Source organism: Citrobacter sp. Cm046 (assembly GCF_030333065.1).
In the GTDB taxonomy this organism is placed as follows: Bacteria; Pseudomonadota; Gammaproteobacteria; order Enterobacterales; family Enterobacteriaceae; genus Citrobacter; species Citrobacter murliniae.
The window spans coordinates 368,965-392,866 of sequence record NZ_JAOWGP010000044.1 but is presented as its reverse complement, the minus strand read 5'-3'; the positions used below and the strand labels follow the sequence as shown (position 1 = coordinate 392,866).

The window sequence follows — 23,902 nt, the reverse complement described above, 5'->3', positions numbered from 1 at the left end:
CGTTTATTTACCGTTTCCGGCGAGAGTTTCGCCTTCACGCGTTAGCCACCAGGCCCCTAAAATTGGCAGTGTTGTAACCAGCATGACCAGCAATGCCACAACGTTGGTGACAGGAACATCGCGTGGACGTCCCAATTGATTAAGCAGCCATAGAGGAAGCGTTCTTTCATGTCCGGCGGTGAACGTTGTCACGATGATTTCATCAAACGACAAAGCAAACGCCAGCATGCCACCCGCCAACAGTGCCGACGCTAAATTCGGCAATACGACATAGCGGAAGGTCTGCCAGCCGTTGGCACCCAGATCCATCGATGCTTCAACCAGACTCCATGAAGTGCGGCGAAAGCGCGCCACGACGTTGTTAAAAACCACCACCACACAAAACGTCGCATGTCCCACAACGATCGTCAGGAACCCCGGTTCCAGATTGATGGTTTTAAACGCACTCAGCAGCGCCAGGCCAGTAATAATGCCCGGCAATGCAATCGGCAAAAGCAACAACAGCGATATTGCACTCTTGCCAAAAAAGTCCCTGCGCCACAGTGCAGCCGCTGCCAACGTTCCCAGGATCAGGGCGATGGCCGTCGACAGCGCAGCAATTTTAAGTGACAACGTCACTGATTCAAGGATGTCGCTGCGCTGCGCCGCAACGCTAAACCAACGAAGCGTTAACCCCTGGGGTGGAAAACTAAAAGCAGCCTCCTCGGTATTAAAAGCATAGGTGGCAATGATGAGGATGGGAAAGTGCAGAAAAATCACGCCTCCCCATGCAGCCAGTTTGAGTAAAAAAGGTGCGCGTTCAGAGTGCATCGAAAGCTCCCAGACGCTTCACGAACGCCAGATACAGTGCAATTAAGACAATCGGCACCAGGGTGAATGCCGCCGCCATTGGCATATTGCCGATAGCCCCTTGTTGCGAATAGACCATGTTGCCGATGAAGTACCCCGGCGGTCCCACCAGTTGAGGAACAATAAAGTCCCCCAGCGTCAGCGAGAAGGTAAAGATCGATCCGGCCGCAATACCCGGAATCGCCAGCGGAAGCACCACATAACGGAAGGTTTGGCGCGGACGAGCCCCCAGATCAGCCGAAGCCTGTAGTAACGATGGCGGTAACCGCTCCAGCGCAGCCTGTACCGGCAAAATCATAAACGGAAGCCAGATATAGACAAAAACCAGAAAGCGCCCTAATCCCGACGTCGACAGTGTGTTACCCCCGATAGCTGGCAACGTCAGAAAAGCCGTCAGCACTGGCTCCAGCCCAAGATGAGTTAAAAACCACTGCGCCACACCATCTTTTGCCAGCAGCAGCGTCCACGCATAGGCTTTGACGATATAACTGGCCCACATTGGCAGCATCACCGCGATGTAAAAAAAGGCCTTCATCTTGCCGCTGGTGTAACGCGCCATATACCACGCCATCGGAAACGCCAGAATAGCGCTGGCAATAGTGACAGCTACTGCCATCGTCAGCGTTCGCAAAATGATGTCGTAATTTGCCGGATTAAACAGCGCCTGTAGATTGGCCAGCGTCAAATCTGGCGTAACTGACATGGTAAAATCGTCGAAGGTATAAAAACCCTGCCACAATAGCGTCAGTAATGAGCCAAAGTAGACGATTCCGAACCACATCAACGGTCCGAGCAGCAGCAAAAACAACCCAAAGCCCGGATTACGCCAGAAAAAACCCGTTATCTTGCTCAGGTTTGTCGACTGCACAGGTGAATGTAAGACATTCATAGCCATTCACCTCTCCTCAACCAGCGGTACCATCACGTCACGCGACCACGATGCCATCACCTGTTGGCCCGGTGACAGCGTTGCTGGCAGCATTTCCCCTGTCAGGTTTGCCTGACTGACCAGTAATTTTTCACCGCCAGCGAGTTTTAGCTCAAACCGTGTCGCTGCCCCCTGATACTGCACCGCCTGGATAATCCCCCGAGCCTGAACCTCGCCGCCGGAATCGTTTAACCGAATGTGTTCCGGGCGCAGTGAATACATGCCCTGCAGCCCACAAACATTCGCCGACATCGCCGCATCGAAGACATTTGATGTCCCCACGAAACTCGCCACAAAAGGTGTGCGTGGGCGCATATAGAGTTCACGCGGCGAATCCACCTGCTCAATACGACCGTTATTAAACACCGCTACACGATCGGACATCGACAGCGCTTCTCCCTGATCGTGCGTGACAAAAATGAAGGTAATACCAAGAGACTGCTGTAGTTTTTTCAGTTCCAGTTGCATCTGTTCACGCAACTTGAGATCCAGCGCGCCGAGCGGCTCATCCAGTAGCAGAACGCGCGGTTCATTAACCAGCGCACGGGCGATGGCCACACGCTGACGCTGCCCACCGGAAAGCTGTGACGGTTTACGTTCATAAACGAAGCCGAGCGCCACCTTTTCCAGCGCCTCACGGGCCTGAGCATGGCGCTGTTTTTTATCAATACCTTTGACCATCAGCCCGTAGGCCACGTTGTCGAGGATCGACATGTGCGGGAACAACGCATAGTCCTGGAAAACGGTATTGACATCCCGTTCCCAGGGCGGCAAATCGCTGGCCTGTTTACCAAAAATTTTAATTGCGCCGCCAGAGAGCTGTTCGAAGCCAGCTATCAGACGCAGACAGGTGGTTTTGCCGGAGCCGGATGGCCCCAGCATAGAAAAAAATTCACCATCATTAATCGCAATACTGACCCCATCGACTGCACGAACATCCCCGTAAAGTCGTGAGACATTGTCAAATTCCACTGCGTACGTCATAAAACCCCCAGCGGAATTAGCGACCGCCCATAATGGCTATGTAATCCTGCGTCCAGCGACTGTACGGTACAAATTTCCCACCTTCTGCGATGGGCGTTTTCCAGAAAGCGATTTTGTCGAAAAAGCTATACCCATTGGTTTCACAGCCTTTTTCACCCAGAAGTGGGCTAGCTTTACAGCCTTCCGGCACAACAGGCAGAGAACCAAACCAGGCGGCAACATCGCCCTGTACTTTCGGTGTTAATGACCAGTTCATCCATTTGTACGCACAAACCGGGTGTTTCGCTTCGCTGTGCAGCATAGTGGTGTCAGCCCAGCCGGTAACGCCCTCTTTTGGAAATACGGTCGCGATCGGCTGGCCTTCACCTTTCAGGGCGTTAGCCTGATACGGCCAGGCGCTGGAAGCCACGACACCTTCGTTTTTGAAATCACTCATTTGCACGGTGGTGTCATGCCAGTAGCGGTGGATCAATGCATGCTGATCGCTCAGAACCTTAATGACCGCCTGATACTGTTTTTCAGTGAGTTGATACGGGTCGCTGATGCCCAGTTGTGGCTGAGTGGCTTTAACGAACAGCGCGGCATCAGCAATATAAATTGGACCGTCGTAAGCCTGTACGCGCCCTTTATTGCTTTTCCCGTCAGGAAGGTTTTGTTCCACAAACACCACGTTCCAGCTATCCGGCGGTGTCGGGAAGGTTTTGGTGTTGTACATCAGCAGGTTTGGCCCCCACTGATATGGCGTGCCATAGACTTTCCCACCAACGTTAAACCACTCACCTTTTACGACGCGCGGATCGATAGTTTTCCAGTTAGGGATAAGCGCTGTGTTAATAGGTTGAACGCGTTTCCCCATAATCAAACGCAGTGAAGCATCACCTGAAGCCGTTACCAGGTCATAACCGCCTTTTGCCATCAGGCTGACCATTTCGTCTGAGGTGGCCGCTGTTTTCACATTGACCGCACAACCGGTGTCCTTCTCAAACTGTGAGACCCAGTCATATTGTTTATCGGTTTGTCCACGTTCGATATAACCCGGCCAGGCAATAATATCCAGGCGGCCTTCCGGTTTATCTAATGATGTGGGGGGTTCGGCTGCATGGGCTGTCATCAGCGTCATACTGAGGGCACACAGACTACTGAGGGCAAATTGCTTGCTCATAACATCTTACTCCTGTCGAAAAATATTGAGCGGCAGCCTTGCCGTAAATATATGTCCTTTCCTAAAAATAGTCGGGGTGTCGTAAGCGTTCCTGCTGGCGCAAGGAAATTTAATCAGGTTGTGAGCTAACGCTCATTACGTCGTGGGCTCTGGCAGGATGACTAAATCTTCTGTAGTATAGACAAGGAGTTAGATGCGCAGGGGGTAATACCAACAACTATTGATATTTTGTATGGTGGCACTCGATATAAATAACTTTGTGGCCTGGCATTCGTTATTTCGAAAATAAGAACGCACTATTCTTTTATATTGAATAGCACGTTCGGTATTATTTCATCATCTCGCGAATTAATTTCCCGAGCAATTTCACTGCCTGCTCCTCGCGCTCTCCCCAGTTCCATGCGGTATTGAAGCGAAAGAAACGTGTCCAGGTCCCCGATGTTGAGAACATTTTACCTGGCGCAATACTAATATGGTGGGCCAGCGCCTGAGTACTGAGTTCCCCCGCATCGAGTGGCTCGGGCAGTTCCAGCCACAGAAAATAGCCGCTGTCGTTATGGTGAATTTTGACTTCCGCCGGAAGATGACGAAGCAGCGTTTGCCAGGCCTGCTGTTTGCGTTCTGCCAGTTGACGGCGTAACCGACGCAGATGCGCGTCATAACGCCGCGTGGACAGGTAATCCACCAGTGCAAGCTGCATTGGAGAACTGGTTGATAAGGTACTCATCAACTGGAGTCGCTGAATGCGGCGGGCATGTTTTCCTGCGGCAACCCAGCCAACACGAAATCCTGGCACCAGGCATTTCGAAAACGAAGAACAATGCAGCACTCTGTCGCCGTGATCCCAGGCCTTTGCGGGCAACGGTTTTTCACGGCCAAAGTAAAGCTCGCTATAAACGTCATCTTCAATCAGCATGACGTTATATTTTTCCAGCAATGCAATCAGACTGGCTTTTTTCTGTGCGCTGAGCGTAAAGCCAAGCGGGTTTTGACTGTTGGTCATCAACCAGCAGGCTTTTACCGGATACTCCTGTAATGCCAGTTCCAATGCGACAAGGTCGATACCTTCCTTTACATCAGTGGCCACTGAAAGCGCCTTCAGACGCAGTCGTTCCAGGGCCTGCAACGCACCGTAAAAACAGGGGTTTTCGACAATAACCCAATCACCCGGTTCAGTCACCGCCTGCAAACTCAGGTTGAGGGCTTCAAGCGCACCTGCGGTAATCACAATCTCATCGGGCGAAATAGTGATCCCCTGCTGAGCATAACGCCGTGCGATAGCGTGACGCAGTTCAGCATTACCCGGTGGCAGGTTTTCGATAACGCTCATGGCTGTGGCTGTTTTGCTTACCTGCGCCAGCGAACGGTTAAGCTGCTGCAAGGGAAATAAGCGGGGATCGGGGAATGCGGAAGCAAATGGCATAACAGATGCATCCCTACTAGCCTGCAACATATCAAAAATATAGGTATTGATATCCACGGCTTCATCACGCATGACCTGCACTTGCGGTATTGAAACCTCACGCTCGGGACGTGCAGCAACATAGTAACCCGACTGCGGTCGGGCAATGATCCGTCCCTGGCTTTCCAGTAGCTGGTAAGCGTGTCCGACGGTCATAAAACTCATTCCGCTGCTTACCACTTGCTCACGCAAGGATGGCAGGCGATCGCCTGGCTGCCATACGCCAGACGCAATTTGATCGCGAATTTGTTCCGCCAGCCGCTGATACTTTTTCATTTTTCGTCCTGATATCCGGTGTCGGTGATAACCACGATGTATATCAGTTTACATAATCAACTTATTTTTTATAACTGTTATGGTTAAAAAGAACAGTTCTGTTTCTGCCCCCCGCTGTTCCCCAGGCTTAGAATTGCGCTAAATCAATTTTTCCTGCGGAGTTAAGCATGTTCGGTCTTGACGCGTTTCACCTGGCGAGGATCCAGTTCGCGTTTACGGTGTCCTTTCACATTATCTTTCCGGCTATAACTATCGGACTTGCCAGCTATCTGGCGGTACTCGAAGGTCTTTGGCTGAAGACGAAAAATCCGACCTGGCGGTCGCTGTATCATTTCTGGTCTAAAATATTTGCCGTTAACTTTGGCATGGGTGTCGTATCGGGTCTGGTCATGGCTTACCAGTTTGGTACCAACTGGAGCGGCTTTTCTGAGTTCGCTGGCAGTATCACCGGGCCATTACTGACCTACGAAGTGTTAACCGCATTCTTCCTGGAAGCGGGTTTCCTTGGTGTCATGCTGTTTGGCTGGAACAGAGTGGGACCCGGCCTGCACTTCTTTGCCACCTGTATGGTCGCGCTGGGGACCATTATCTCTACCTTCTGGATCCTGGCATCAAACAGCTGGATGCAAACGCCGCAGGGCTACGAAATTGTCAATGGACAGGTAGTGCCAGTGGACTGGTTTGCCGTCATTTTCAATCCTTCATTCCCTTATCGACTGCTACATATGTCCGTCGCAGCATTCCTCAGCAGCGCCCTGTTTGTCGCCGCGTCAGCTGCCTGGCATTTATTACGCGGTAATAACACCCCGGCTATTCGGGCCATGTTCTCCATGGCGCTGTGGATGACATTGATCGTCGCCCCACTCCAGGCGCTGATTGGTGACATGCACGGACTGAATACCCTTAAGCATCAGCCCGCGAAAATTGCAGCCATTGAAGGACACTGGGAAAACCCGCCAGGCGAACCGACTCCACTGCTGCTGTTCGGCTGGCCTGACATGGAGCAGGAACGTACCCGTTACGGGTTGGCTATCCCGGCACTGGGAAGCCTGATCCTTACGCATAGTCTGGACAAACAGGTTCCGGCGTTAAAAGAGTTTCCGAAAGAAGATCGCCCTAACTCCACCATGGTGTTCTGGTCGTTTCGTATTATGGCAGGCTTAGGCATGCTGATGATCCTGCTGGGCGCATTCGCGCTCTGGCTACGCTACAGACAGCGTTTATACACTTCGCGTCCCTTCCTGAGATTCGCGCTGTGGATGGGACCTTCAGGTCTGATTGCAATTCTTGCAGGTTGGGTCACCACCGAAGTGGGACGTCAGCCGTGGGTAGTTTATGGGCTACAACGTACAGCGGATGCGGTTTCCGCGCATGGCGATCTGCATATGAGCATCAGTTTGCTGGCCTTCTTTGTGGTTTACAGCTCGGTCTTCGGCGTGGGTTACAGCTATATGATCCGCCTGATCCGCAAAGGGCCTCAGGAAGATCCGCCGACCATCCCGCCATCAGGCACTCCTGCACGGCCGCTTTCAGCTGCGGTCCTCGATTCGCAACCTGAGGTGCTCCGCTAATGGGTATTGATTTATCAGTTATTTGGTTTGTTATCATCGTGTTCGCCACGCTGATGTATATCGTGATGGACGGTTTTGATCTCGGGATCGGCATTTTATTCCCCGCCATTCAGGATGCTGACGATCGGGACGTGATGGTCAACAGCGTGGCACCGGTATGGGACGGGAATGAAACCTGGCTGGTACTCGGTGGCGCAGGCTTGTTCGGCGCTTTTCCGCTGGCCTATGCCGTGATTGTCGATGCGCTGACCATTCCGTTAACGCTGATGCTCATAGGGTTGATTTTTCGTGGCGTCGCCTTTGAATTCCGTTTCAAGGCTACACCGGCTCACCGACCATTCTGGGATAAAGCCTTTCTGTGCGGCTCAATCCTCGCGACCTTCACCCAGGGCGTTGTTGTTGGTGCTGTTCTCAACGGTTTTTCAGTCACCGGACGCAGCTACAGCGGTGGACCATTCGACTGGCTGACACCTTTCACGCTGTTTTGCGGAGTCGGGCTGGTTGTCGCATATGCTCTGCTCGGAGCAACATGGTTGGTCATGAAAAGCGAAAACCCGTTGCAGGATAAAATGCGCAACGTGGCAAAAAAACTGCTGCTCACACTGCTGGTCGTGATTGCCATTATCAGCCTCTGGACGCCACTGGCACACAGCGCCATTTACGAGCGCTGGTTTAGCCTGCCGAATCTGTGGTTCCTGATGCCAGTACCGGTACTGGTTGCGCTTATCAGTCTGTGGATCTGGCGCACATTGGGCCAGCAAAGCTGCCATGCAGTGCCTTTTGTGCTGACACTCGGCTTGATTTTTCTGGGTTTCAGCGGGTTGGGGATCAGTATCTGGCCGCATATTATTCCACCGTCAATTACCCTCTGGCAGGCTGCGGCACCAGCGCAGAGTCAGGGCTTCATGTTAGTTGGTGCACTGCTGATTATCCCCATAATCCTCGTTTACACCTTCTGGAGCTATTACGTTTTTCGCGGCAAAGTTCAACATGGTGAGGGGTATCATTGATGCAGCAATCGATCTGGAAACGCCTGATGTGGCTGGTGATCCTCTGGGGGGGAAGTGTGCTGGCGCTCGCTGGCGTTGGCATGTTCTTCCGTCTGTTGATGACGGCGGCAGGTTTTAAGTCCTAGGACACTGTGATTCAAGCCGGGTTGTGCTCGCACTTCCCGGAAACTCAAAATTCAAACGATTATTAAACAACTCAGTAATAATTGCCGAGTTTGCGAAACAGATGTTGCCTTTGGTCCGAATAAATATTGAAATAGTCACCAGGCGAAATTATCGCCATTTCTGTTTATTACGTACCAGAGGCTGCATGATGTTTAAGAAAGGGTTAACGGTGTTATTGCTGGCCAGCGCGCTTTTCTCCGGCCAGCTTTTCGCTTCTAATCAGGGACATGAATATCTTCAGGTACAGGATGCCGATCATTTATTACGCCACTCAGCCGACAGCGATGAGTTACGTGTGACGGCGGAAGAGTCCGCCGCCGATCTACGTGAGCATCATCACTGGCTAAAATCACGCAAGCCCGATACACATTTAAGTTAATGCTTAGCCTTTACGTTTTGGCAGCGTTTTCATCAGATCTTCCGGGCTGACAGAAGCTACAACGCTACCCGGCAACGGCATTTTCAGAATGTGATGCTTAATCTTGCCGATAACGTGCATTTCGCACGGTCGGCAATCAAATTTTAGCGTCAGAACTTCATCACCATTGACCAGTTGCATTGGAGTCGCTTTCCAGCTTTTGATATTTCCTTTTGCCTGTTTCGGGCACAGATTGAAGGCAAAACGCAGGCAGTGCTTGGTGATCATTACCGGGACGTCACCTTTTTCTTCATGTGCCTCATAAGCGGCATCAATCAACTGGACACCATAACGGTGATAAAACTCACGCGCTTTATGGTTATAAACGTTCGCCAGAAAACTCAGATGCGTTTGTGGATACACCGGTGCCGGTTCGGAAACAGGTTTACGGCAGCCACGCTGATAACTGGCCAGACGAGCGGCATCCAGCATATCTACAGCTTCACGCCGGAACTGATTGAGTTGCCCGTTCGGTACGAACAGCGCCCCCGGCAAATTGACCTGAATATCGCGGGCGTAATAGAGCGTTTGCCCCAGTTTTGCCAGGCCATCCTGCAAATTACTCAACGCTTTTTCCGCATTGTTAGCTTCTTCAAACAGGCCGTCCAACGTATGGGTAATACTCACGCCCTCTTCACTGGTGAGCGTCAGGATCAACTGCTCCTGCCAGCCGCCCAGCTCAATATCTACCGCCACCCGGCGTTCGCTGGACGTCTTGGTTAACGCTTGTTGCCAGTTATGATCGAGATTGCGGTTCAGCGGATGGTGCGGGCGAACTTTGTGCAGATCGGCAGGCATGTCATTCGGCCAGACCCGATAACGGTTGTGTCCCGTTTTTTCCACCGTATTAGCCCGAAACCCTACCACATCACGTTTAATTAACACGTTCAGGCCATCGCCGTTCGCCAGCGGTTCCGTCACCTCAACATCAAGATGGTCTTTCGCAACTTTCAGCACTTCTCCGACGGGCAGACCTATAAATTTCGGTGAGTCGAAAGCACCGATATCCCCTTTCCGGGCGTTAACAAAATAATCGGTGCTGCCACGGTGGAAAGTTTTTTCCGTGGAGGGAGTAAAGAAATGCTCAGTTCGCCCCGCAGAAGCCCGGGCCAGATCGCCCCGCTCTTCGATTATCGCATCCAGCATCTGCCGATAATGTGCTGTAATGTTTTTCACATAGCTCATATCTTTGTAGCGACCTTCAATTTTGAAGGACCGCACACCCGCATCAATCAACGCGCCGAGATTGGCGGTTTGATCGTTATCTTTCATCGACAACAGATGTTTTTCATATGACACCACGCGGCCCTGATCGTCTTTCAGGGTATATGGCAAGCGACAGGCCTGAGAGCAATCCCCACGGTTAGCACTGCGGCCAGTCTGGGCATGGGAGATATAGCACTGGCCTGAATAAGCCACGCACAGCGCACCATGAATAAAAAACTCAATGGTAGCGTCTGTGGACTGATGAATAGCGCTAATTTGTTCAAGGCTTAATTCCCGCGCCAGTACAATCTGGGTGAATCCGACGTCAGAGAGAAATTTCGCCTTCTCTACACTACGGATATCGCACTGGGTACTGGCATGCAGTTCAATAGGGGGAATATCCAGTTCCAGTATCCCCATATCCTGCACAATTAACGCGTCAACGCCGGTTTGATACAGATCGGTAATTAACCGCTGCGCGGGTTCCAGCTCATCATCATGCAGGATCGTATTCAGCGTCACAAAAATTTTCGCCCCATAACGATGGGCAAAAGGCACCAGATCAGCGATATCTTTCAGGCTGTTGCTGGCATTATGACGCGCCCCAAAACCGGGACCGCCAATGTATACGGCATCTGCGCCGTGTAAAATGGCTTCGCGCGCAATCGCGGTATCACGGGCCGGGCTTAACAGTTCAAGGCGATGAGGTTGCTGACGCATACAGTTGTTACCATCCAATAGCGGCAAAATGGCGGCTATTGTAGTCAGAAGCGCAACGTTTCGGAATAGTTTTCCCGATTAACTGCGCGGGTAATGGATGAGTGAATGAAAGTGAACCGTCTGTTCACTGCTGTTACGATAACTGTGCGCAGTATCTCCGGCAAAACGCACCCCCTCACCGGCTTTTAATGTTCGCCATGCCCCCTCAATGTACATATCGAGCAGGCCATTAATCACTACGACATGCTCAATGACGCCAGTCTCATGTGGGGTAGATTCACTCAGCGCCCCCGGAGCCAATAGGATCGAAAAATGGTCAAAGCAAAGTTGTGGATCCCACGGGAAAAGCGGTGTCACCACCATTGCCTGTTGTTCGGGATCGAATGTGGTCGTGCCGTCGGATTCTGGCGGTGAAATAAAGGTTGAAAATGGGACGTTCAGCCCAGTCGCGATTTTCCACAATGTCGCCACCGTGGGGCTGGATTCATTACGTTCAATCTGCCCCAGCATTGCCTTTGAAACGCCTGTCTCCTCGGCCAGGCGAGAAAGGCTCCATTCTCGCTGGTGGCGCAATGTTCTGAGCGTAGTGGCCAGATATTGAGTTAAATTGTCCATTTTTTCCTCCCTTAATCCCCTTCTGCAAAACAATAGCTTACCACTTGTACGCTATAACGCACAGTGATACAGTGACTGACCGTTATAACGCACACGGAGTCTTTATGCGCGCGCTTTCAATACCTTTACCCACCGTCTTATCCGGTTTCGTTGCCGTTCTGGTCGGCTACGCCAGCTCGGCGGCTATTATCTGGCAAGCGGCAATGTCTGCGGGTGCGACAAGCGCGCAAATCGCGGGCTGGATGACAGCCCTTGGGCTCGCGATGGGCGTTAGCACGCTGGTACTGACACTATGGTATCGCGCTCCGGTATTGACTGCCTGGTCAACACCTGGCGCGGCACTGCTGGTCACCGGTCTGCAAGGCTTAACAATTCAGGACGCGATCGGCGTTTTTATTGTCGCTAATGCGCTAATTGTGCTGTGCGGCGTAACCGGGCTGTTCGCCCGTCTGATGAAAATTATCCCACACTCTCTGGCGTCGGCTATGCTGGCCGGGATCCTGCTACGTTTTGGATTGCAGGCATTCGCCAGTCTCAATAGTGAGTGGGTTCTGTGCGGCAGTATGCTGCTGGCGTGGCTGGTCTTAAAAGTCCTGGCCCCACGTTATACGGTTATCGCCGCGATGCTGGTGGGTATCGTCATTGCTCTGATTAAAGGTGACATTGTCACAAATAGTGTAAGCCTGTCGCCGGTAGTACCTGAGTTTATTGCTCCTCATTTTTCCTTTGCCTACAGCATCAGCGTTGCGATACCGCTATTTCTGGTGACGATGGCATCGCAAAATGCTCCTGGTATCGCCACCATGAAGGCTTCCGGCTACCCATTGCCTGTTTCACCGCTGATTGTTTTCACCGGCCTGCTGGCACTGTTGTTTTCCCCTTTTGGTGTCTATTCCATTTGTATAGCCGCCATCACCGCTGCGATTTGCCAAAGTCCCGAAGCACACCCTGACGCACAGCGACGCTGGTTAGCCGCTGCCGCTGCTGGCGTATTCTATTTGCTGGCGGGGATATTTGGCGGTTCAGTCAGTGGGTTAATGACAGCCCTGCCCGTTAGCTGGATCCAGATGTTGGCTGGTCTGGCGCTGTTGGGGACCATTAGCGGCAGTCTGTACCGGGCATTACATAATGAAACGGAACGGGATGCCGCCATCATCACTTTTCTGGTTACCGCCAGTGGGTTAACGCTATTGGGGATTGGCTCTGCATTCTGGGGATTAGTTGCCGGTGGGTTGTGCTATGCGGTGCTGAGATTAGCGCGCCGCGCGTAACTGCGATGGCGTCTTACCCGTAACCTGTTTAAACCGGTTACTGAAATGGCTTGCCGAACTGAATCCACAGGCCATCGCAATATCCGACAAACTGCGTGAAGAATAGCAGACCAGTTGTTGCGCCAGCGTCATTCGACGCTGCATAACGTACTGGTGCGGTGCCATGTTCATTGACTGACGAAACATTCTGGCAAAGTGAAAATCACTTAACGCCGCTTCGCCTGCCAGATCGCTCAGGGTTATCGGGTAAGCAAGATGTGCCTCAATATAGGCCAGTACGTTTCGCAATGTGACGGGAGCAAGACCTCCCGTGACCGCCGGTGCCCGCCATTGTACATTGCTGTAATGCTGGATCAGGTGCGTTAATAAAAGCGAGGATGCAGCGCTGAGCGTGAGATGATTGGCGGGTTGCTGCCAGTCATTTCCGAGCAAAAACTGGCGGTAAACTGCGGTGATCCCGGGGTCGCTACCAAATGTATGCTCATCCAGTGTGAAACTATATGGACTTTTGTCCCAGACTTTCTCACCCACTTCACGTAAATGTGCGTCCGTACAGTAGAGATGAACAAACGACAGGGCATCACGGATGTCCCAACTCGACTCGCTCTCTTTCGGCATCAGACAGAAACGGTCCGGGCCGCCACCGTTCTTCCAGCCCCCCGCCGTCTTGTGATAGCTCTCGTAGCCATCGGCGACATACAAACTGAGCGTATGGTGATCGCAATATTGTGTGATGGTGTCGCGTTTGTTCGACCAGGCCGCCAGTTGGATCCCTGAATGTAACGCAACCGATTCATGCAACACGGCATTATGTTTGCGTAAGTTTTCAAAGGCATCGTAGGGCTGAGACATACCATCACATTCAAAAGAAGTTAGCAGGCTTTTCAGTCTATCTCAGCTATATGTCGTTAACAGCCTCCTTTTCACGCTTGCGGCAAAAAAAGCGCAAGATTATGCAAGTCCCGCGCAAACAGATGAAAGCCCCCTGACTGATGTCATGACACAGTGTATTTCTGAATAAAAAAAAGAGAGAGGGAGTCGTATGAACGCACTGTTGTACTGTCTGGTCGTGGTGATATGGGGAACCACATGGATTGCAATTTACCTGCAGCAAGGTCCGGTTCCTGCGCCCGTCTCCATCTTCTGGCGTTTTGCCGTCGCCAGCGTAGTGATGATATTGCTCCTGCTGATGAGTGGCAGACTACGCAAGCTTTCCGGTCGCGATCATCTGTTTTGTCTGTTGCAGGGAGGATGCGTTTTTTGCTTCAACTTCTGGTGTTTTTACACCGCTGCTGCCTGGATCAATACAGGGCTGGAATCGGTTATTTTCTCCATGGCCGTGCTGTTCAATGCGATAAATAGCTTCGTATTTTTTGGTCAAAAACCGCCGGTACGCTTCTATATTGCAGCAACTCTGGGGTTAACGGGTATCGTCACGCTGTTCTGGCAAGATTTGGTCAACAGCGGGTTTAATCATTCACTGTTGTTGGGAATTGGCTTAAGTGCTCTGGGGACCTTTGGTTTCTCACTGGGCAATATGATCAGCATGCGCCATCAGAAAAAAGGGCTCGAGATCCTGACCACCAACAGTTGGGCAATGCTGTATGGCACATTATTGATTGCGGCGATTGCTGTGGTGCGTGGTGATAACTTCACGCCGCAGTGGACTTTCAGCTATCTCAGCGCACTGTTGTATCTGGCGATTTTTGGTTCAGTGATTGCCTTCGGCGCCTATTTCACGCTGGTCGGACGCATTGGTCCCAGTAAGGCAGCATACAGCACATTGCTTTTCCCATTGGTGGCGCTCACGCTGTCTACATTGTATGAGGGGTATGTCTGGCAGCTCAATGCGATTGCCGGGTTAGTGCTGATTTTACTGGGGAATCTGGTGATGTTTGCACGACCTGAGGCTCTGGTTGGTAAGTTATTTTACCGTCGCCGTACGGCATAGAAAAAGGCACCATCTGCTTGTTGCAGATGGTGCGTTCATCATTATTTTTTGTTGCTGTTCACGTCAAACATTGAGGCGTCTGTCGCCATGTCATCAACAACTTTTTTCAACGTTTCGAACGCCATTGGCGTGCTTTCGTTGTTCAGGTCTTTACCTTCACCCTGACGTACAACTCTAATCACTGGCTTATTGGTCGCCGCATCGATCAACTCACCCTCGAAATAGAGGTGAGTATCCATTGTGCGGTGCCCTGTTACCATTTGAGTACCTGCTACGACCAGCGCAACCGGGACCACTTCATAGAATTGCAGCCCTTCTTTACTGGTTGCTACACCTGTGATCGCCCCACGGAAAATCAGGCTACGCGGACCTGGGGTCGTAACCAGAGGTTTACGTTTAGCAATAGCGGTCTTCATTTGAGTGTTGGTATAGGTCAGCAACTTATCAAGAACCTGCTGACCTACCTGTGTGGTGGGCTTAGGAATCGGATAATACGTTATCGGGTTATAAACGATATTGTCGTATTTGGATTCATTGAAGTTTGGGTCAACCCAACGGAGTACCGGTTGTCCGGTTGCTGATTTAGTTTCCTTCAGGCCAGAATAATCTTTTAAAAACCCAGAGTATTTATCCGGCTGCGTCACTTTTGACGCACAGCCAGATAACGCCAACAAACCGGTAAGCACTGCAACTTTAAATAAAGTTTGAGTACGCATGAAACGATCCCTTTAGTTTTCGCAATGATGCATAAAAAAGGATAGCAAAACGGATTCATTTTGGATGTACTAAAAATGGTAAGCGTCACACATTTTTATTTCTGCGGTCAGCACGATAAAAAAATGCTGCCCGCAGAGAGAGTTATCTTACCAGGAGGGTCAGGCCGTCTTACGCGCCAGCATTGTCGCAAAGCGCAGTTTAATGCGATTGCCGTTTTCATCTGTGCGGTGAAGTTCACCCACATCTTCGTTATATTTCAGCAGATCCCAACCATTGTAATAACGGCGTAATTCACCTTCTTTAAACGCAAACGGGAAACCGACGGTGCAAGGGAAATCATCAGTGTCCATTGCTGCGACGATCAGGTTATATCCGCCAGGTTTAGTACAACGCTGCATATTTTCGATAAGCCCTGGGATTGTTTTCGCTTCCAGGAACATCATCACAACGGTAGAAAGAATAAAGTCGTATTCGCCGTCAAAGCTCAGCGCATTAAGATCCACAACCTTCGCTTGCAGATTGTTCAACCCTTCAGCAGCCTTGATGCGCTCCAGATTAGCAATGCTCATGGGATTTTTATCCCATGCGGTAACGTCGTAGCCGTTTGCCGCCAGGTAGAGGCTGTTGCGACCATTGCCGCAGCCCAGATCTAACGTTTTGCCTGGCGCAACAATTTTTGCCGCTTCAACAACATCGGAATGCGTGCGGGTTAAATCATATTTTTCCGTAAAGTAGTTTTCGTCGCAAAGGGTCATTATTTATCCTCAGATTTCAGTAATGCAGCACGCTCCGTGCGGATGAGCAGTTTTCCCTGCATCAGCAATACAAACGTACGTACCAGTAATAGTGCAATGATAAAATTGGTAAAAATAAACAGAGGGATCGCCAGAGTATGAAAAAAACCAGACTCACTGCTGTGCCCTAAATGCAGCCCCGTCGTCGCCAGCGCTGACACGCCGAACGAGAAACTCCAGAAAGAGGCATTAAATGGCTGGGACAAATACCACGGCATCAGGCGTAACATGAAAAGAAGCTGCAGCAGGCCATAGCCAAATAACATTTTGGCCAGCGTATCGCCTTCACCGCCATTGACGCTGAGCCAGGCGCTACAGGCGACCAGTGCAGGCGCCAGTTGAATACCCAGTGAAGTGCGTAATACAGCAGGTAGTTCGCCTGAACTACGTAGACGTTGCAGGATAACAGGTTCAAGGCTTAACCATGAGAAGACGCCTGCCCCCAAAAATACCAATCCGGCATCGTTGAAACCCAACGCACCGCAGGCCATGGCGCTGATAAAGTTATTGGCCACGGTCGGCAAATATAACCCCGGCGTTGTTGCTTCCTCTGGATGCGAACCTCTCCAAAGCCCTGCCGTTTGCCAGGCTGCGTACAATAACTGAATCACCACGCCGATACTGAACAATCCCACGGCTAATGGACGATACCAGGGGACAAAGCCAATTGCGACCAGCATCGTTGTGGCAGGGAAAAGACTGACAAAGCTGCTCATCACCGGATGGCGAATTTCTGCCAGCACACTGTGCGGGAATCGCACCAGGCGGGTAAGAAATGCCAGCGTCAACAGACCCCAAATAATCATCGCGAGGATCACCAGACCATCGCCGACCCAGTGGCCGACCGACCATATCTGGCTGGCATATCGCCACGCAAACCCCATACCTATGATGCCCAGTACCATCCCAAAATAACCGGCCGGAAGATTGAGGATCCGATCACTCTCTTTGTTGTTACTCATTTTGTTTATTTTTTAAAGTATATTTGAAATGCATTTTATGGAATTTCTGGCGGTTTAGCCAGCGTGGAAAACTTTGCTACGTTTAACTAAAGTGCGCAACATGGAAATGAGGCTATGACCAAATACTGCCTAAGTGATGAGCCACGCTCCTTCAGTTATCAGGATAATGGCAACAAAAAAAGTGTATTGCTACGCCAGATTATCGCCCTTATTGACTTTAATGACGTTAAAGCCGGGACGCGAGGCGGCTGGATTGACGATGAAAACGTACTGGCACAGAGCGGCAATTGCTGGATTTACGATGAAAATGCGCTGGCGTTCTCCGGTGCGGCGATCTCAGGAAATGCCCGTATTACGCAGGAAAGCATTATCAGAGATGGCGTACAGATTGGTGATGAAGTCTGGATCGATCGCGCTGAGATAAGCCACGGCGCACAAATACGTGACAACGTCACAGTTAAAGATTCTCTCGTTCAGGGAGAGTGTCTGCTGTCCGGCGATGCATGCATTGAGTGTCACTGTGAAATTATCGCGGCCAAAGGATTAACCCGTGAAAGCGACCAGATACTGCAAATCTACGACCGCGCTACCCTCAGCAATTCTCGAGTTGTACATCAGGCGCAGATCTATGGCGAAGCCAGTGTCAGCTACGCGTTTATTGAACACCGTGCTGAAGTGTTTGAATTTGCGCTTATAAAAGGCAATGAGGAAAATAATGTCTGGATTTGCGATTGTGCGAAAGTGTACGGACACGCCCGCATACTAGCCGGAGTTGATGAAGATGCTATTCCGACGTTGCGCTACAGCTCACAAGTGGCAGAGCACGCATTGGTTGAGGGTAACTGCGTTCTGAAACACCACGTGCTGGTCGGCGGTCATGCCGAACTACGCGGTGGCCCGATCCTGCTCGATGACAACATACTTATTGAAGGCCATGTCCGCATCCGGGGAGAAGTGCTCATTGAACATCGCGTTGAAATTAACGGGCAGGCCCACGTCGAGGCGTTTGATGGTAATGCTATTCATCTGCGCGGGCCTAAGGTTATCAACGGCGAACAGCGTATTACGCGCACGCCCCTGGCTGGCTTACTCTGAGGCGTTGTCGATGATTCGGGCATAGAGATTAACATCATGGTACACACCATTAAGAAACTCGGCCTGTTTCATACAACCTTCCAGCGAGAAGCCGTTACGTTGCGCCACCCGATTGCTCTCGGGGTTATTCACCCGGCATTTAATGGTAAAACGTCGGATCTCTCCGCGTTGTGCATAGTGGTGAATAAAGGCCTGTAACGCCCGGGACATAATACCCTGCCCCTGATGAGCTTCATCCAGCCAGTAACCGATATAAGCGGCTTTGTTCAGCGGTTCTACCTGATTAAACGAGATAACGCCCACCACATCTTCATGCTCAAAAATAAGGAACATTTTGGCGTAGCCGCGTTGATGTAACATCATGTTCCCCTGCACGTTCTTACGCGTGTCCTCCTCAGAACCAACAAACTGCGGCCAGTTCAGCGACTGCTGGAGCCATGCCTTATTTTTAACCACCAGTTGATGTAATGGCGTAACATGTTGTTCTTCTACTGCACGCAGTTCCAGCGTTTCACTGACGCTAATAATTTCCGGCATGTATATCTCCTTTGCGATCGTTAAAGGGGCATTTCTGACTGGCACCAGCTGATATTAATCTGATTACCACCTTGAATAACACTTTTTTATGCTGTTACAGCAATCACTTAGAGACAATATACCGCGCATAACCCGCTACTCTATTTCTTCGGGCATCTCCCCGCCGAGGGGGAGCCGTAATGATGACAACAACACCTCTACTATTTTGCTAAGGAGCAAGCATGGCAGCACCTTTGGGCCGTTTAGCACTGATCCCGCTGTTACTGATTACCGCCTGTCACCAGCCCGCCACTGATACACAGGCGAGCCCCGTTCCCTATGCGGTAAGTAAGCAACTGGTCGTGGATAATACCACTCTGGAAATTTCTCGTAGCGCGCTGGAATATAACGTTCACAAAGTTCAGCAACTGCTGGGTGATAAAACCCGCATGTGCGCCATCCTGAAAGGAGATGCTTACGGGCATGACCTCTCGTTAGTGACCCCAATAATGATGCAAAATGGTGTTCAATGTATAGGCGTCGCGAGCAATGAGGAAATCAGCACCGTCCGCCAGTCAGGATTTAAATCGCAGCTCATGCGCGTTCGAAACGCAACAGAAAAAGAGATGCGGCAGGCGGCAGATTTTGATACCGAAGAGTTGATAGGCAACCTGGATATGGCTAAGCGCCTGAGTGCCATTGCCCGGGAGAAAGGAAAAACCATCCGTATTCATCTGGCACTGAACTCTGGCGGTATGTCACGCAATGGTCTGGAAGTCAGTACGGCGGCGGGACTGGAAGAGGCTCGCGCAATTTCAGCCTTACCGGGCCTGAAAATTGTTGGGCTCATGTCGCATTTCCCGGAAGAAGATGCTGCGGTGGTTAAACGCGATCTGGCCCGTTTCAACTCACAATCCGCACAGGTCCTCAAAATCACCGGGCTTAAGCGCGAAGAAGTTACGTTGCATGTCGCTAATACCTTCGCCACGCTGACTGTTCCCGAGTCGTGGTTGGATATGGTGCGTGTCGGCGGAATTTTTTATGGCGATACCATCGCCAGCACTGAATATAAACGTGTGATGACCTTTAAATCTGCAATTGCTTCAGTCAACCATTACCCGAAAGGAAATACCGTTGGGTATGACCGAACGTATACCCTCAAACGCAATTCCGTGCTCGCCAATATCCCGGCGGGTTATGCAGATGGTTACCGCCGCGTATTCAGTAACGCAGGACATGTTCTGATCCGCGGCCAGCGGGTACCTGTGTTAGGCAAAACCTCGATGAATACGCTGATTGTCGATGTGACCGATCTGCCACAGGTTGCTTCAGGTGATGAAGTGGTGTTATTTGGCAAACAAGGGAATGCGCAGGTTAGCGCTGAGGAAGTTGAAGAAATTAGCGGCGCGCTGTTCACTGAAATGTCGATTCTCTGGGGTGCGACAAACAAACGCGTACTTGTCGACTAAGCCCCACAAACAGGAAGGGCTTCCCATTCTTGCGGAAAGCCCTTTTACACAGCGGAGCAGCTCTATTTAGCCCTCACTGACACTCTCTTTTTGCAAAATTTTGAGCAGGTCTTCCTTCAAGTGGAGTTTCTGTTTCTTCAGGCGAACAATATCCAAACTGTATCCCCGACCATCCGAACCTTCCAGTCTGGAAATTTCATGATCAAGGCTGTTGTGTTTTTCGAATAAAGACAGAAAGCGAGGGTTCTCGGTTTTCAGTCGGGAAATAAGGTCTCTGTATTCTGGAAACATACTTTCTCCCTGTTAGTGGTCAAGAACGTGTACAACAAATACACACCCTCAGCTTACCTGGTTAAACCAGGGAAAAATGAGAACAGGATCGAGTAAATAGTGAACAGACGGTTTTGGGAGAGATGACAGATATGGCTCCCCATCAGGAGAGCCACTGGGCACGCAATTAGCGCATTTCGCGGTCGTCAACGTACTGACGTTTATCCGCAGCAGGCGGGAAATACTGATACAGCCAGGTTTCGCTGATAGCATCCCCCTGACAACGCAGGAACATACGCATGTCTACCGGGTCGGTTGAGTCAGATGTCGGATACCAGTCAAACTGAATGCGATAGCCATCAATTGGCTCAACGTAGAGGATCTCAATTTGTTTTGCTTCCCCACTGGAGAGCGTAATGACCGGTTCAATCCCCTTCGGTGCAGCGGCTTTCAGATCTCCACCAACGAAATCAATGGCAAAACGACGCGCCCATTTTTCCGGGTAATGTTCGCCCGGCGCCCATCCTTCCGGGAATCCACCCATACCGGTGCGGGTAGCCAGTACGCGCGCCAGCGGTGAGCGCACAGGTGGTTGAGCACTCCAGTAAAGACGATATTTGAACTCCAGATCGTCACCAGCTTTGATCGATTTATCCGGCTGCCAGAAACAGACAACGTTATCCAGCGTTTCACCCGTGGTCGGGATCTCCATGAGTCCAATGGTGCCCTTACCCCACTGGTTGCGCGGTTCTACCCACAGGCTCGGGCGCTTATTGTACCAACCCATGATGTCCTGATAGTGTGAAAAATCACGATCAAGTTGCAGCAGCCCGAACCCTCTCGGGTTGTTATCGGTGTAGGCATTGAACTGCAACTTTTGCGGGTTATTCAGTGGACGGCAGATCCACTCGCCATTGCCCCGCCACATCGCCAGACGATCGGAGTCATGAATTTGTGGGTGAATGGTGTCGCACATCCGACGTTCATTATTGCCGCAGCTAAACATACTGGTCATCGGCGCAATACCGAGTTGCTTGATGTCTTTACGGGCATAGATGTGATTCTGCACATCCATGATCACCTGTGTCTTCTCACAGTGGATCACGAACTTAAACGCACCGGTCACGCTTGGGCTATCAAGCAGAGCATAAACGGTAAATGAGGTTGCTCCCGGTTTAACCGTTTCGAACCAGAAAGCGGTGAAGTCAGGAAACTCTTCTTTGGTGTCGGTATAAGTATCGACCGCCAGACCGCGCGCCGACAAACCGTACTGATAGGTGTCATCCACAGCGCGGAAATAGCTGGCGCCCAGGAAAGAGACCACGTCGCGACGGGCCAGTTCTGGTGCTTTAAACACGCGGAAGCCCGCGAAGCCAAGGTCAGTTTGCCCTTCCAGCTGTTTAGTATCGACACCCGCATCATTGTATTTGAACAGCTCAGGGCGGAAGTGAATCTCACGCGCCATATGTGTACTACCATCGACCGAGAACATGCGTACACGGCGACGGAAGCCCATTCCTACATGGAAGAACTGCGCGTCGAGCTGACGATTTTCAACGTTATTCCACAGAGACTGCTCTGCGTCATACTGAATGCTGTTGTAAGCCTGAGGCGTCAGTTTAGCCAGCGTGTCAGGTAATGCACGCGGTGCGCCACCCCACGGTTTTTGCGCTAAATCATGAGCCATCGACTGCAGAACGGAAAAATCGAAACGTACGGTTTTTCCGTCAGCAATGTCAGTTTCTGCCGCATAAGCGGCGCGGGAGAAGAGTGATGCAATACCACTGGTTCCGCACACGGCGGCCATTGCCATTGAACCTTTAATAAATCGTCTACGATTCATGCCTGAAAGTGAGTCCTTCTGGTCGTGTAAATGGTCCCGCGCCGGTCTTAATCAGCGGCAAGAGAGTGCAGATTTCTGACCGCTCACTCTAGACAAAATTCATTAATAATCCAATTGTTGGTCGCCGATTATCTGTACAAAATCGAAAATATTTTATGTCGATGAGAACAGACTGAAACCCGTGTAAATCCCATCAGAGCAAACCACATCGCCGTTTGCTTCGTTCTTCTGCCTCCCGATATAGCGCAAACTCATCGTAAACTGCGCAACCAAGCGCCTGCTCAAACGCATCCCGACTGGCGTTGCCGTGCGTACGCGCTTGTGTTTCATTGCCCAGATTAGACTGGAATATTCCCGCAGCGCTGACCGGTAAAAAATCCTCGTAAGTAATAGGTTGGGCCACCAACCAGCCACGCTCGATTAGTGGCTGAGGATCGTCCTCTGGTCGAATTGCCTGACGATGCGCCTCACCCGATGGCGTTAATCGATAGCGGAACCAGGCCAGCCCTTGCTGTCGCAGTAGAAATTCGCTGTCAGGGAAAGCCTTGAACACTTCCTGAAGATGTAACTGATGCGTCAGGTTATCTTTCCCCGTTCCCGCTTTATTCAGGAGTTCGTCATATAACTGCCTGCCTTTTGGCGTCAGCGCTACGCCACGTTGTTCGATCTCACCAAAGCGCGCCGTGTGGGTCCCGCGCATTTCCCCGGCAAACAGCACCGCTTCCTCCAGCGCTTTGAAGCTGGTCTGGCGCAGCAAAATGGGCACATCACGACGCGGAGGTCCTTCGATGAGAATTTTCGGTTCAATACCGCATTCCGGCATCATCGATTGTACGCGGTCAATATCTAACGTACGCGGCGTCAGGTGATTTATGTGGCAACCGGGGAAACACACCACGTCGGCGATCAGCCGGTGTTCGTTATGCAGCGCGTGATAGGTCTCTTCGTCAACCGTGGCATGCTGATGCCAACGGAATGTTTCCAGTGCTTCATGCACAAACTCCCGTGCCTGTGCTGGCGTGAAAGCACCCTGGGCATCAAATTCATCCAGAAGTTCGTGACAACGGCGAGTAAAAATATCGCGCTTCGCGAGGATCTCTGCAGCCCTTTGACGCAACGCTACATTTTCGATTAATTCGAGCCGTAATAATGAAGTAAATACCCGAAACGGATTGCACGAAAGAGATGCGTCGTCAATGGGGCGAAACGCTGTGGAATGAACGGGAACGCCGGCCTGAGAGAGATCGTAATAGCTAACGGGATACATGCCCATAATGGCAAACATTCGCCGCAGTGTGGAGAGTTCCTGTGCAGTCCCCACCCGAATAGCGCCATGGCGCTCGACGTTAAGTCGCGCTAACTCATCCGCATTCGCCAGTTTTTCATGTAGCGTTGGATTATTTTCCAGAACAGCCAGATTCACATCAGCGACAAGTTCCAGCAACGTGCCATACTGCGGGACTTCCTGCTGGTACATTGCTGACATTGCCTGCGAAAATTGTTCCCGAATCTCATCTGCCGTGATGGTGTTCGCCATAATGTCATGCCTCCAGTGAATATTACCTGGAGTGTAGAGAACGCCAGTCAGTCCGGTGGGAAGAATTTACAAAGTGTGATCCCGCATAAATTCCCCCACCCACATCGACGA

23 protein-coding genes are annotated in these 23,902 nt (G+C 51.1%); 8 read left to right on the top strand and 15 right to left on the bottom strand.

Going from position 1 to position 23,902, the window contains the following annotated elements; all coding sequences use genetic code 11:
- Positions 1–3: 3 nt before the first annotated feature.
- From OGX98_RS19795 to OGX98_RS19775, 5 genes are all read right to left on the bottom strand, one after another.
- Positions 4–810, bottom strand: coding sequence for an ABC transporter permease (locus OGX98_RS19795; RefSeq protein WP_045443109.1), 807 nt, complete (start codon positions 808–810; stop codon positions 4–6).
- Positions 800–1,744: an ABC transporter permease gene (locus OGX98_RS19790; protein ID WP_048221413.1), complete on the bottom strand. Its 945-nt coding sequence runs from the start codon at positions 1,742–1,744 to the stop codon at positions 800–802. Before OGX98_RS19790 ends, OGX98_RS19795 begins: the two co-directional genes overlap by 11 nt.
- Positions 1,745–2,761: an ABC transporter ATP-binding protein gene (locus tag OGX98_RS19785; protein ID WP_284096830.1), complete on the bottom strand. Its 1,017-nt coding sequence runs from the start codon at positions 2,759–2,761 to the stop codon at positions 1,745–1,747.
- Between the two features lie 16 nt (positions 2,762–2,777).
- Positions 2,778–3,923: a putative ABC transporter substrate-binding protein YdcS gene (gene ydcS, locus OGX98_RS19780; protein ID WP_045443119.1), complete on the bottom strand. Its 1,146-nt coding sequence runs from the start codon at positions 3,921–3,923 to the stop codon at positions 2,778–2,780.
- A 328-nt stretch (positions 3,924–4,251) separates the two neighbouring features.
- Positions 4,252–5,661 (bottom strand): aminotransferase-like domain-containing protein, encoded by a 1,410-nt coding sequence (locus tag OGX98_RS19775; protein WP_045443122.1) that lies wholly within the window; start codon positions 5,659–5,661, stop codon positions 4,252–4,254.
- Between the two features lie 167 nt (positions 5,662–5,828).
- Between OGX98_RS19775 and OGX98_RS19770 the strand changes: the two genes are divergently transcribed.
- From OGX98_RS19770 to OGX98_RS19755, 4 genes are all read left to right on the top strand, one after another.
- Complete coding sequence (locus OGX98_RS19770; RefSeq protein ID WP_045443300.1) at positions 5,829–7,232, top strand: cytochrome ubiquinol oxidase subunit I; 1,404 nt, start codon at positions 5,829–5,831, stop codon at positions 7,230–7,232.
- Positions 7,232–8,242, top strand: a complete 1,011-nt coding sequence (gene cydB / locus OGX98_RS19765) for a cytochrome d ubiquinol oxidase subunit II (protein WP_286595816.1) — start codon at positions 7,232–7,234, stop codon at positions 8,240–8,242. Before OGX98_RS19770 ends, cydB begins: the two co-directional genes overlap by 1 nt.
- Complete coding sequence (locus OGX98_RS19760; RefSeq protein WP_071828945.1) at positions 8,242–8,367, top strand: DUF2474 domain-containing protein; 126 nt, start codon at positions 8,242–8,244, stop codon at positions 8,365–8,367. The genes cydB and OGX98_RS19760 overlap by 1 nt, the downstream gene beginning before the upstream one ends.
- Before the next feature lie 188 nt (positions 8,368–8,555).
- Entirely contained in the window at positions 8,556–8,786 is a 231-nt protein-coding gene (locus OGX98_RS19755; RefSeq protein WP_200011080.1) for a DUF2554 family protein, read from the top strand.
- Positions 8,787–8,789: 3 nt separating this feature from the next.
- On the opposite strand, the gene rlhA is transcribed toward OGX98_RS19755, so the two are convergent.
- Both rlhA and OGX98_RS19745 read right to left on the bottom strand, forming a co-directional pair.
- Positions 8,790–10,751 (bottom strand): 23S rRNA 5-hydroxycytidine C2501 synthase, encoded by a 1,962-nt coding sequence (gene rlhA / locus OGX98_RS19750; protein WP_048221409.1) that lies wholly within the window; start codon positions 10,749–10,751, stop codon positions 8,790–8,792.
- Between the two features lie 78 nt (positions 10,752–10,829).
- Positions 10,830–11,366, bottom strand: coding sequence for a helix-turn-helix domain-containing protein (locus OGX98_RS19745; RefSeq protein ID WP_045443321.1), 537 nt, complete (start codon positions 11,364–11,366; stop codon positions 10,830–10,832).
- Positions 11,367–11,470: 104 nt separating this feature from the next.
- On the opposite strand from OGX98_RS19745, the gene OGX98_RS19740 reads away from it, so the two are divergent.
- Positions 11,471–12,637 (top strand): benzoate/H(+) symporter BenE family transporter, encoded by a 1,167-nt coding sequence (locus tag OGX98_RS19740; RefSeq protein ID WP_286595815.1) that lies wholly within the window; start codon positions 11,471–11,473, stop codon positions 12,635–12,637.
- Here OGX98_RS19740 and OGX98_RS19735 read toward each other — a convergent pair.
- On the bottom strand, positions 12,620–13,489 hold the full coding sequence (locus OGX98_RS19735) for a helix-turn-helix domain-containing protein (protein WP_045443327.1): 870 nt from the start codon (positions 13,487–13,489) through the stop codon (positions 12,620–12,622). The two genes, OGX98_RS19740 and OGX98_RS19735, sit on opposite strands and share 18 nt — an antisense overlap.
- Before the next feature lie 190 nt (positions 13,490–13,679).
- Between OGX98_RS19735 and OGX98_RS19730 the strand changes: the two genes are divergently transcribed.
- On the top strand, positions 13,680–14,588 hold the full coding sequence (locus tag OGX98_RS19730; RefSeq protein ID WP_286595813.1) for a DMT family transporter: 909 nt from the start codon (positions 13,680–13,682) through the stop codon (positions 14,586–14,588).
- Positions 14,589–14,629: 41 nt separating this feature from the next.
- Here OGX98_RS19730 and OGX98_RS19725 read toward each other — a convergent pair whose 3' ends face one another.
- The 3 genes from OGX98_RS19725 to tehA form a co-directional block, all read right to left on the bottom strand.
- On the bottom strand, positions 14,630–15,304 hold the full coding sequence (locus tag OGX98_RS19725) for a DUF3313 domain-containing protein (protein WP_045443332.1): 675 nt from the start codon (positions 15,302–15,304) through the stop codon (positions 14,630–14,632).
- A 159-nt stretch (positions 15,305–15,463) separates the two neighbouring features.
- On the bottom strand, positions 15,464–16,060 hold the full coding sequence (tehB, locus tag OGX98_RS19720; RefSeq protein WP_045443345.1) for a tellurite resistance methyltransferase TehB: 597 nt from the start codon (positions 16,058–16,060) through the stop codon (positions 15,464–15,466).
- A complete protein-coding gene (gene tehA, locus OGX98_RS19715; protein ID WP_045443348.1) occupies positions 16,060–17,061 on the bottom strand; it encodes a dicarboxylate transporter/tellurite-resistance protein TehA in 1,002 nt (333 codons plus the stop codon). The genes tehB and tehA overlap by 1 nt, the downstream gene beginning before the upstream one ends.
- Before the next feature lie 114 nt (positions 17,062–17,175).
- On the opposite strand from tehA, the gene ydcK reads away from it, so the two are divergent.
- A complete protein-coding gene (gene ydcK, locus OGX98_RS19710; protein WP_286595812.1) occupies positions 17,176–18,156 on the top strand; it encodes a YdcK family protein in 981 nt (326 codons plus the stop codon).
- On the opposite strand, the gene rimL is transcribed toward ydcK, so the two are convergent.
- Positions 18,148–18,693: a 50S ribosomal protein L7/L12-serine acetyltransferase gene (rimL, locus tag OGX98_RS19705; protein WP_045443362.1), complete on the bottom strand. Its 546-nt coding sequence runs from the start codon at positions 18,691–18,693 to the stop codon at positions 18,148–18,150. The genes ydcK and rimL overlap by 9 nt on opposite strands.
- Before the next feature lie 221 nt (positions 18,694–18,914).
- On the opposite strand from rimL, the gene alr reads away from it, so the two are divergent.
- Positions 18,915–20,141: an alanine racemase gene (gene alr, locus OGX98_RS19700; protein ID WP_045443365.1), complete on the top strand. Its 1,227-nt coding sequence runs from the start codon at positions 18,915–18,917 to the stop codon at positions 20,139–20,141.
- A gap of 66 nt (positions 20,142–20,207) precedes the next feature.
- Here alr and OGX98_RS19695 read toward each other — a convergent pair whose 3' ends face one another.
- The 3 genes from OGX98_RS19695 to hglS all read right to left on the bottom strand — a co-directional run bounded on the left by OGX98_RS19695 (position 20,208) and on the right by hglS (position 23,791).
- Positions 20,208–20,432 carry an HP1242/YdcH family protein gene (locus OGX98_RS19695; RefSeq protein WP_045443368.1) on the bottom strand — a complete coding sequence of 75 codons (225 nt, stop codon included), beginning with the start codon at positions 20,430–20,432 and terminating at the stop codon, positions 20,208–20,210.
- Positions 20,433–20,598: 166 nt separating this feature from the next.
- A complete protein-coding gene (locus OGX98_RS19690) occupies positions 20,599–22,254 on the bottom strand; it encodes a glucan biosynthesis protein D (protein WP_075261773.1) in 1,656 nt (551 codons plus the stop codon).
- Positions 22,255–22,447: 193 nt separating this feature from the next.
- A complete protein-coding gene (hglS, locus tag OGX98_RS19685; protein WP_286595810.1) occupies positions 22,448–23,791 on the bottom strand; it encodes a 2-oxoadipate dioxygenase/decarboxylase HglS in 1,344 nt (447 codons plus the stop codon).
- Positions 23,792–23,902 lie beyond the last annotated feature (111 nt).

Coding starts and splice junctions, on each gene's coding strand:
- OGX98_RS19795 (WP_045443109.1), bottom strand. CDS start 810: ATGCACTCTGAACGCGCACCTTTTTTACTCAAACTGGCTGCATGGGGA.
- OGX98_RS19790 (WP_048221413.1), bottom strand. CDS start 1,744: ATGGCTATGAATGTCTTACATTCACCTGTGCAGTCGACAAACCTGAGC.
- OGX98_RS19785 (WP_284096830.1), bottom strand. CDS start 2,761: ATGACGTACGCAGTGGAATTTGACAATGTCTCACGACTTTACGGGGAT.
- ydcS (WP_045443119.1), bottom strand. CDS start 3,923: ATGAGCAAGCAATTTGCCCTCAGTAGTCTGTGTGCCCTCAGTATGACG.
- OGX98_RS19775 (WP_045443122.1), bottom strand. CDS start 5,661: ATGAAAAAGTATCAGCGGCTGGCGGAACAAATTCGCGATCAAATTGCG.
- OGX98_RS19770 (WP_045443300.1), top strand. CDS start 5,829: ATGTTCGGTCTTGACGCGTTTCACCTGGCGAGGATCCAGTTCGCGTTT.
- cydB (WP_286595816.1), top strand. CDS start 7,232: ATGGGTATTGATTTATCAGTTATTTGGTTTGTTATCATCGTGTTCGCC.
- OGX98_RS19760 (WP_071828945.1), top strand. CDS start 8,242: ATGCAGCAATCGATCTGGAAACGCCTGATGTGGCTGGTGATCCTCTGG.
- OGX98_RS19755 (WP_200011080.1), top strand. CDS start 8,556: ATGTTTAAGAAAGGGTTAACGGTGTTATTGCTGGCCAGCGCGCTTTTC.
- rlhA (WP_048221409.1), bottom strand. CDS start 10,751: ATGCGTCAGCAACCTCATCGCCTTGAACTGTTAAGCCCGGCCCGTGAT.
- OGX98_RS19745 (WP_045443321.1), bottom strand. CDS start 11,366: ATGGACAATTTAACTCAATATCTGGCCACTACGCTCAGAACATTGCGC.
- OGX98_RS19740 (WP_286595815.1), top strand. CDS start 11,471: ATGCGCGCGCTTTCAATACCTTTACCCACCGTCTTATCCGGTTTCGTT.
- OGX98_RS19735 (WP_045443327.1), bottom strand. CDS start 13,489: ATGTCTCAGCCCTACGATGCCTTTGAAAACTTACGCAAACATAATGCC.
- OGX98_RS19730 (WP_286595813.1), top strand. CDS start 13,680: ATGAACGCACTGTTGTACTGTCTGGTCGTGGTGATATGGGGAACCACA.
- OGX98_RS19725 (WP_045443332.1), bottom strand. CDS start 15,304: ATGCGTACTCAAACTTTATTTAAAGTTGCAGTGCTTACCGGTTTGTTG.
- tehB (WP_045443345.1), bottom strand. CDS start 16,060: ATGACCCTTTGCGACGAAAACTACTTTACGGAAAAATATGATTTAACC.
- tehA (WP_045443348.1), bottom strand. CDS start 17,061: ATGAGTAACAACAAAGAGAGTGATCGGATCCTCAATCTTCCGGCCGGT.
- ydcK (WP_286595812.1), top strand. CDS start 17,176: ATGACCAAATACTGCCTAAGTGATGAGCCACGCTCCTTCAGTTATCAG.
- rimL (WP_045443362.1), bottom strand. CDS start 18,693: ATGCCGGAAATTATTAGCGTCAGTGAAACGCTGGAACTGCGTGCAGTA.
- alr (WP_045443365.1), top strand. CDS start 18,915: ATGGCAGCACCTTTGGGCCGTTTAGCACTGATCCCGCTGTTACTGATT.
- OGX98_RS19695 (WP_045443368.1), bottom strand. CDS start 20,432: ATGTTTCCAGAATACAGAGACCTTATTTCCCGACTGAAAACCGAGAAC.
- OGX98_RS19690 (WP_075261773.1), bottom strand. CDS start 22,254: ATGAATCGTAGACGATTTATTAAAGGTTCAATGGCAATGGCCGCCGTG.
- hglS (WP_286595810.1), bottom strand. CDS start 23,791: ATGGCGAACACCATCACGGCAGATGAGATTCGGGAACAATTTTCGCAG.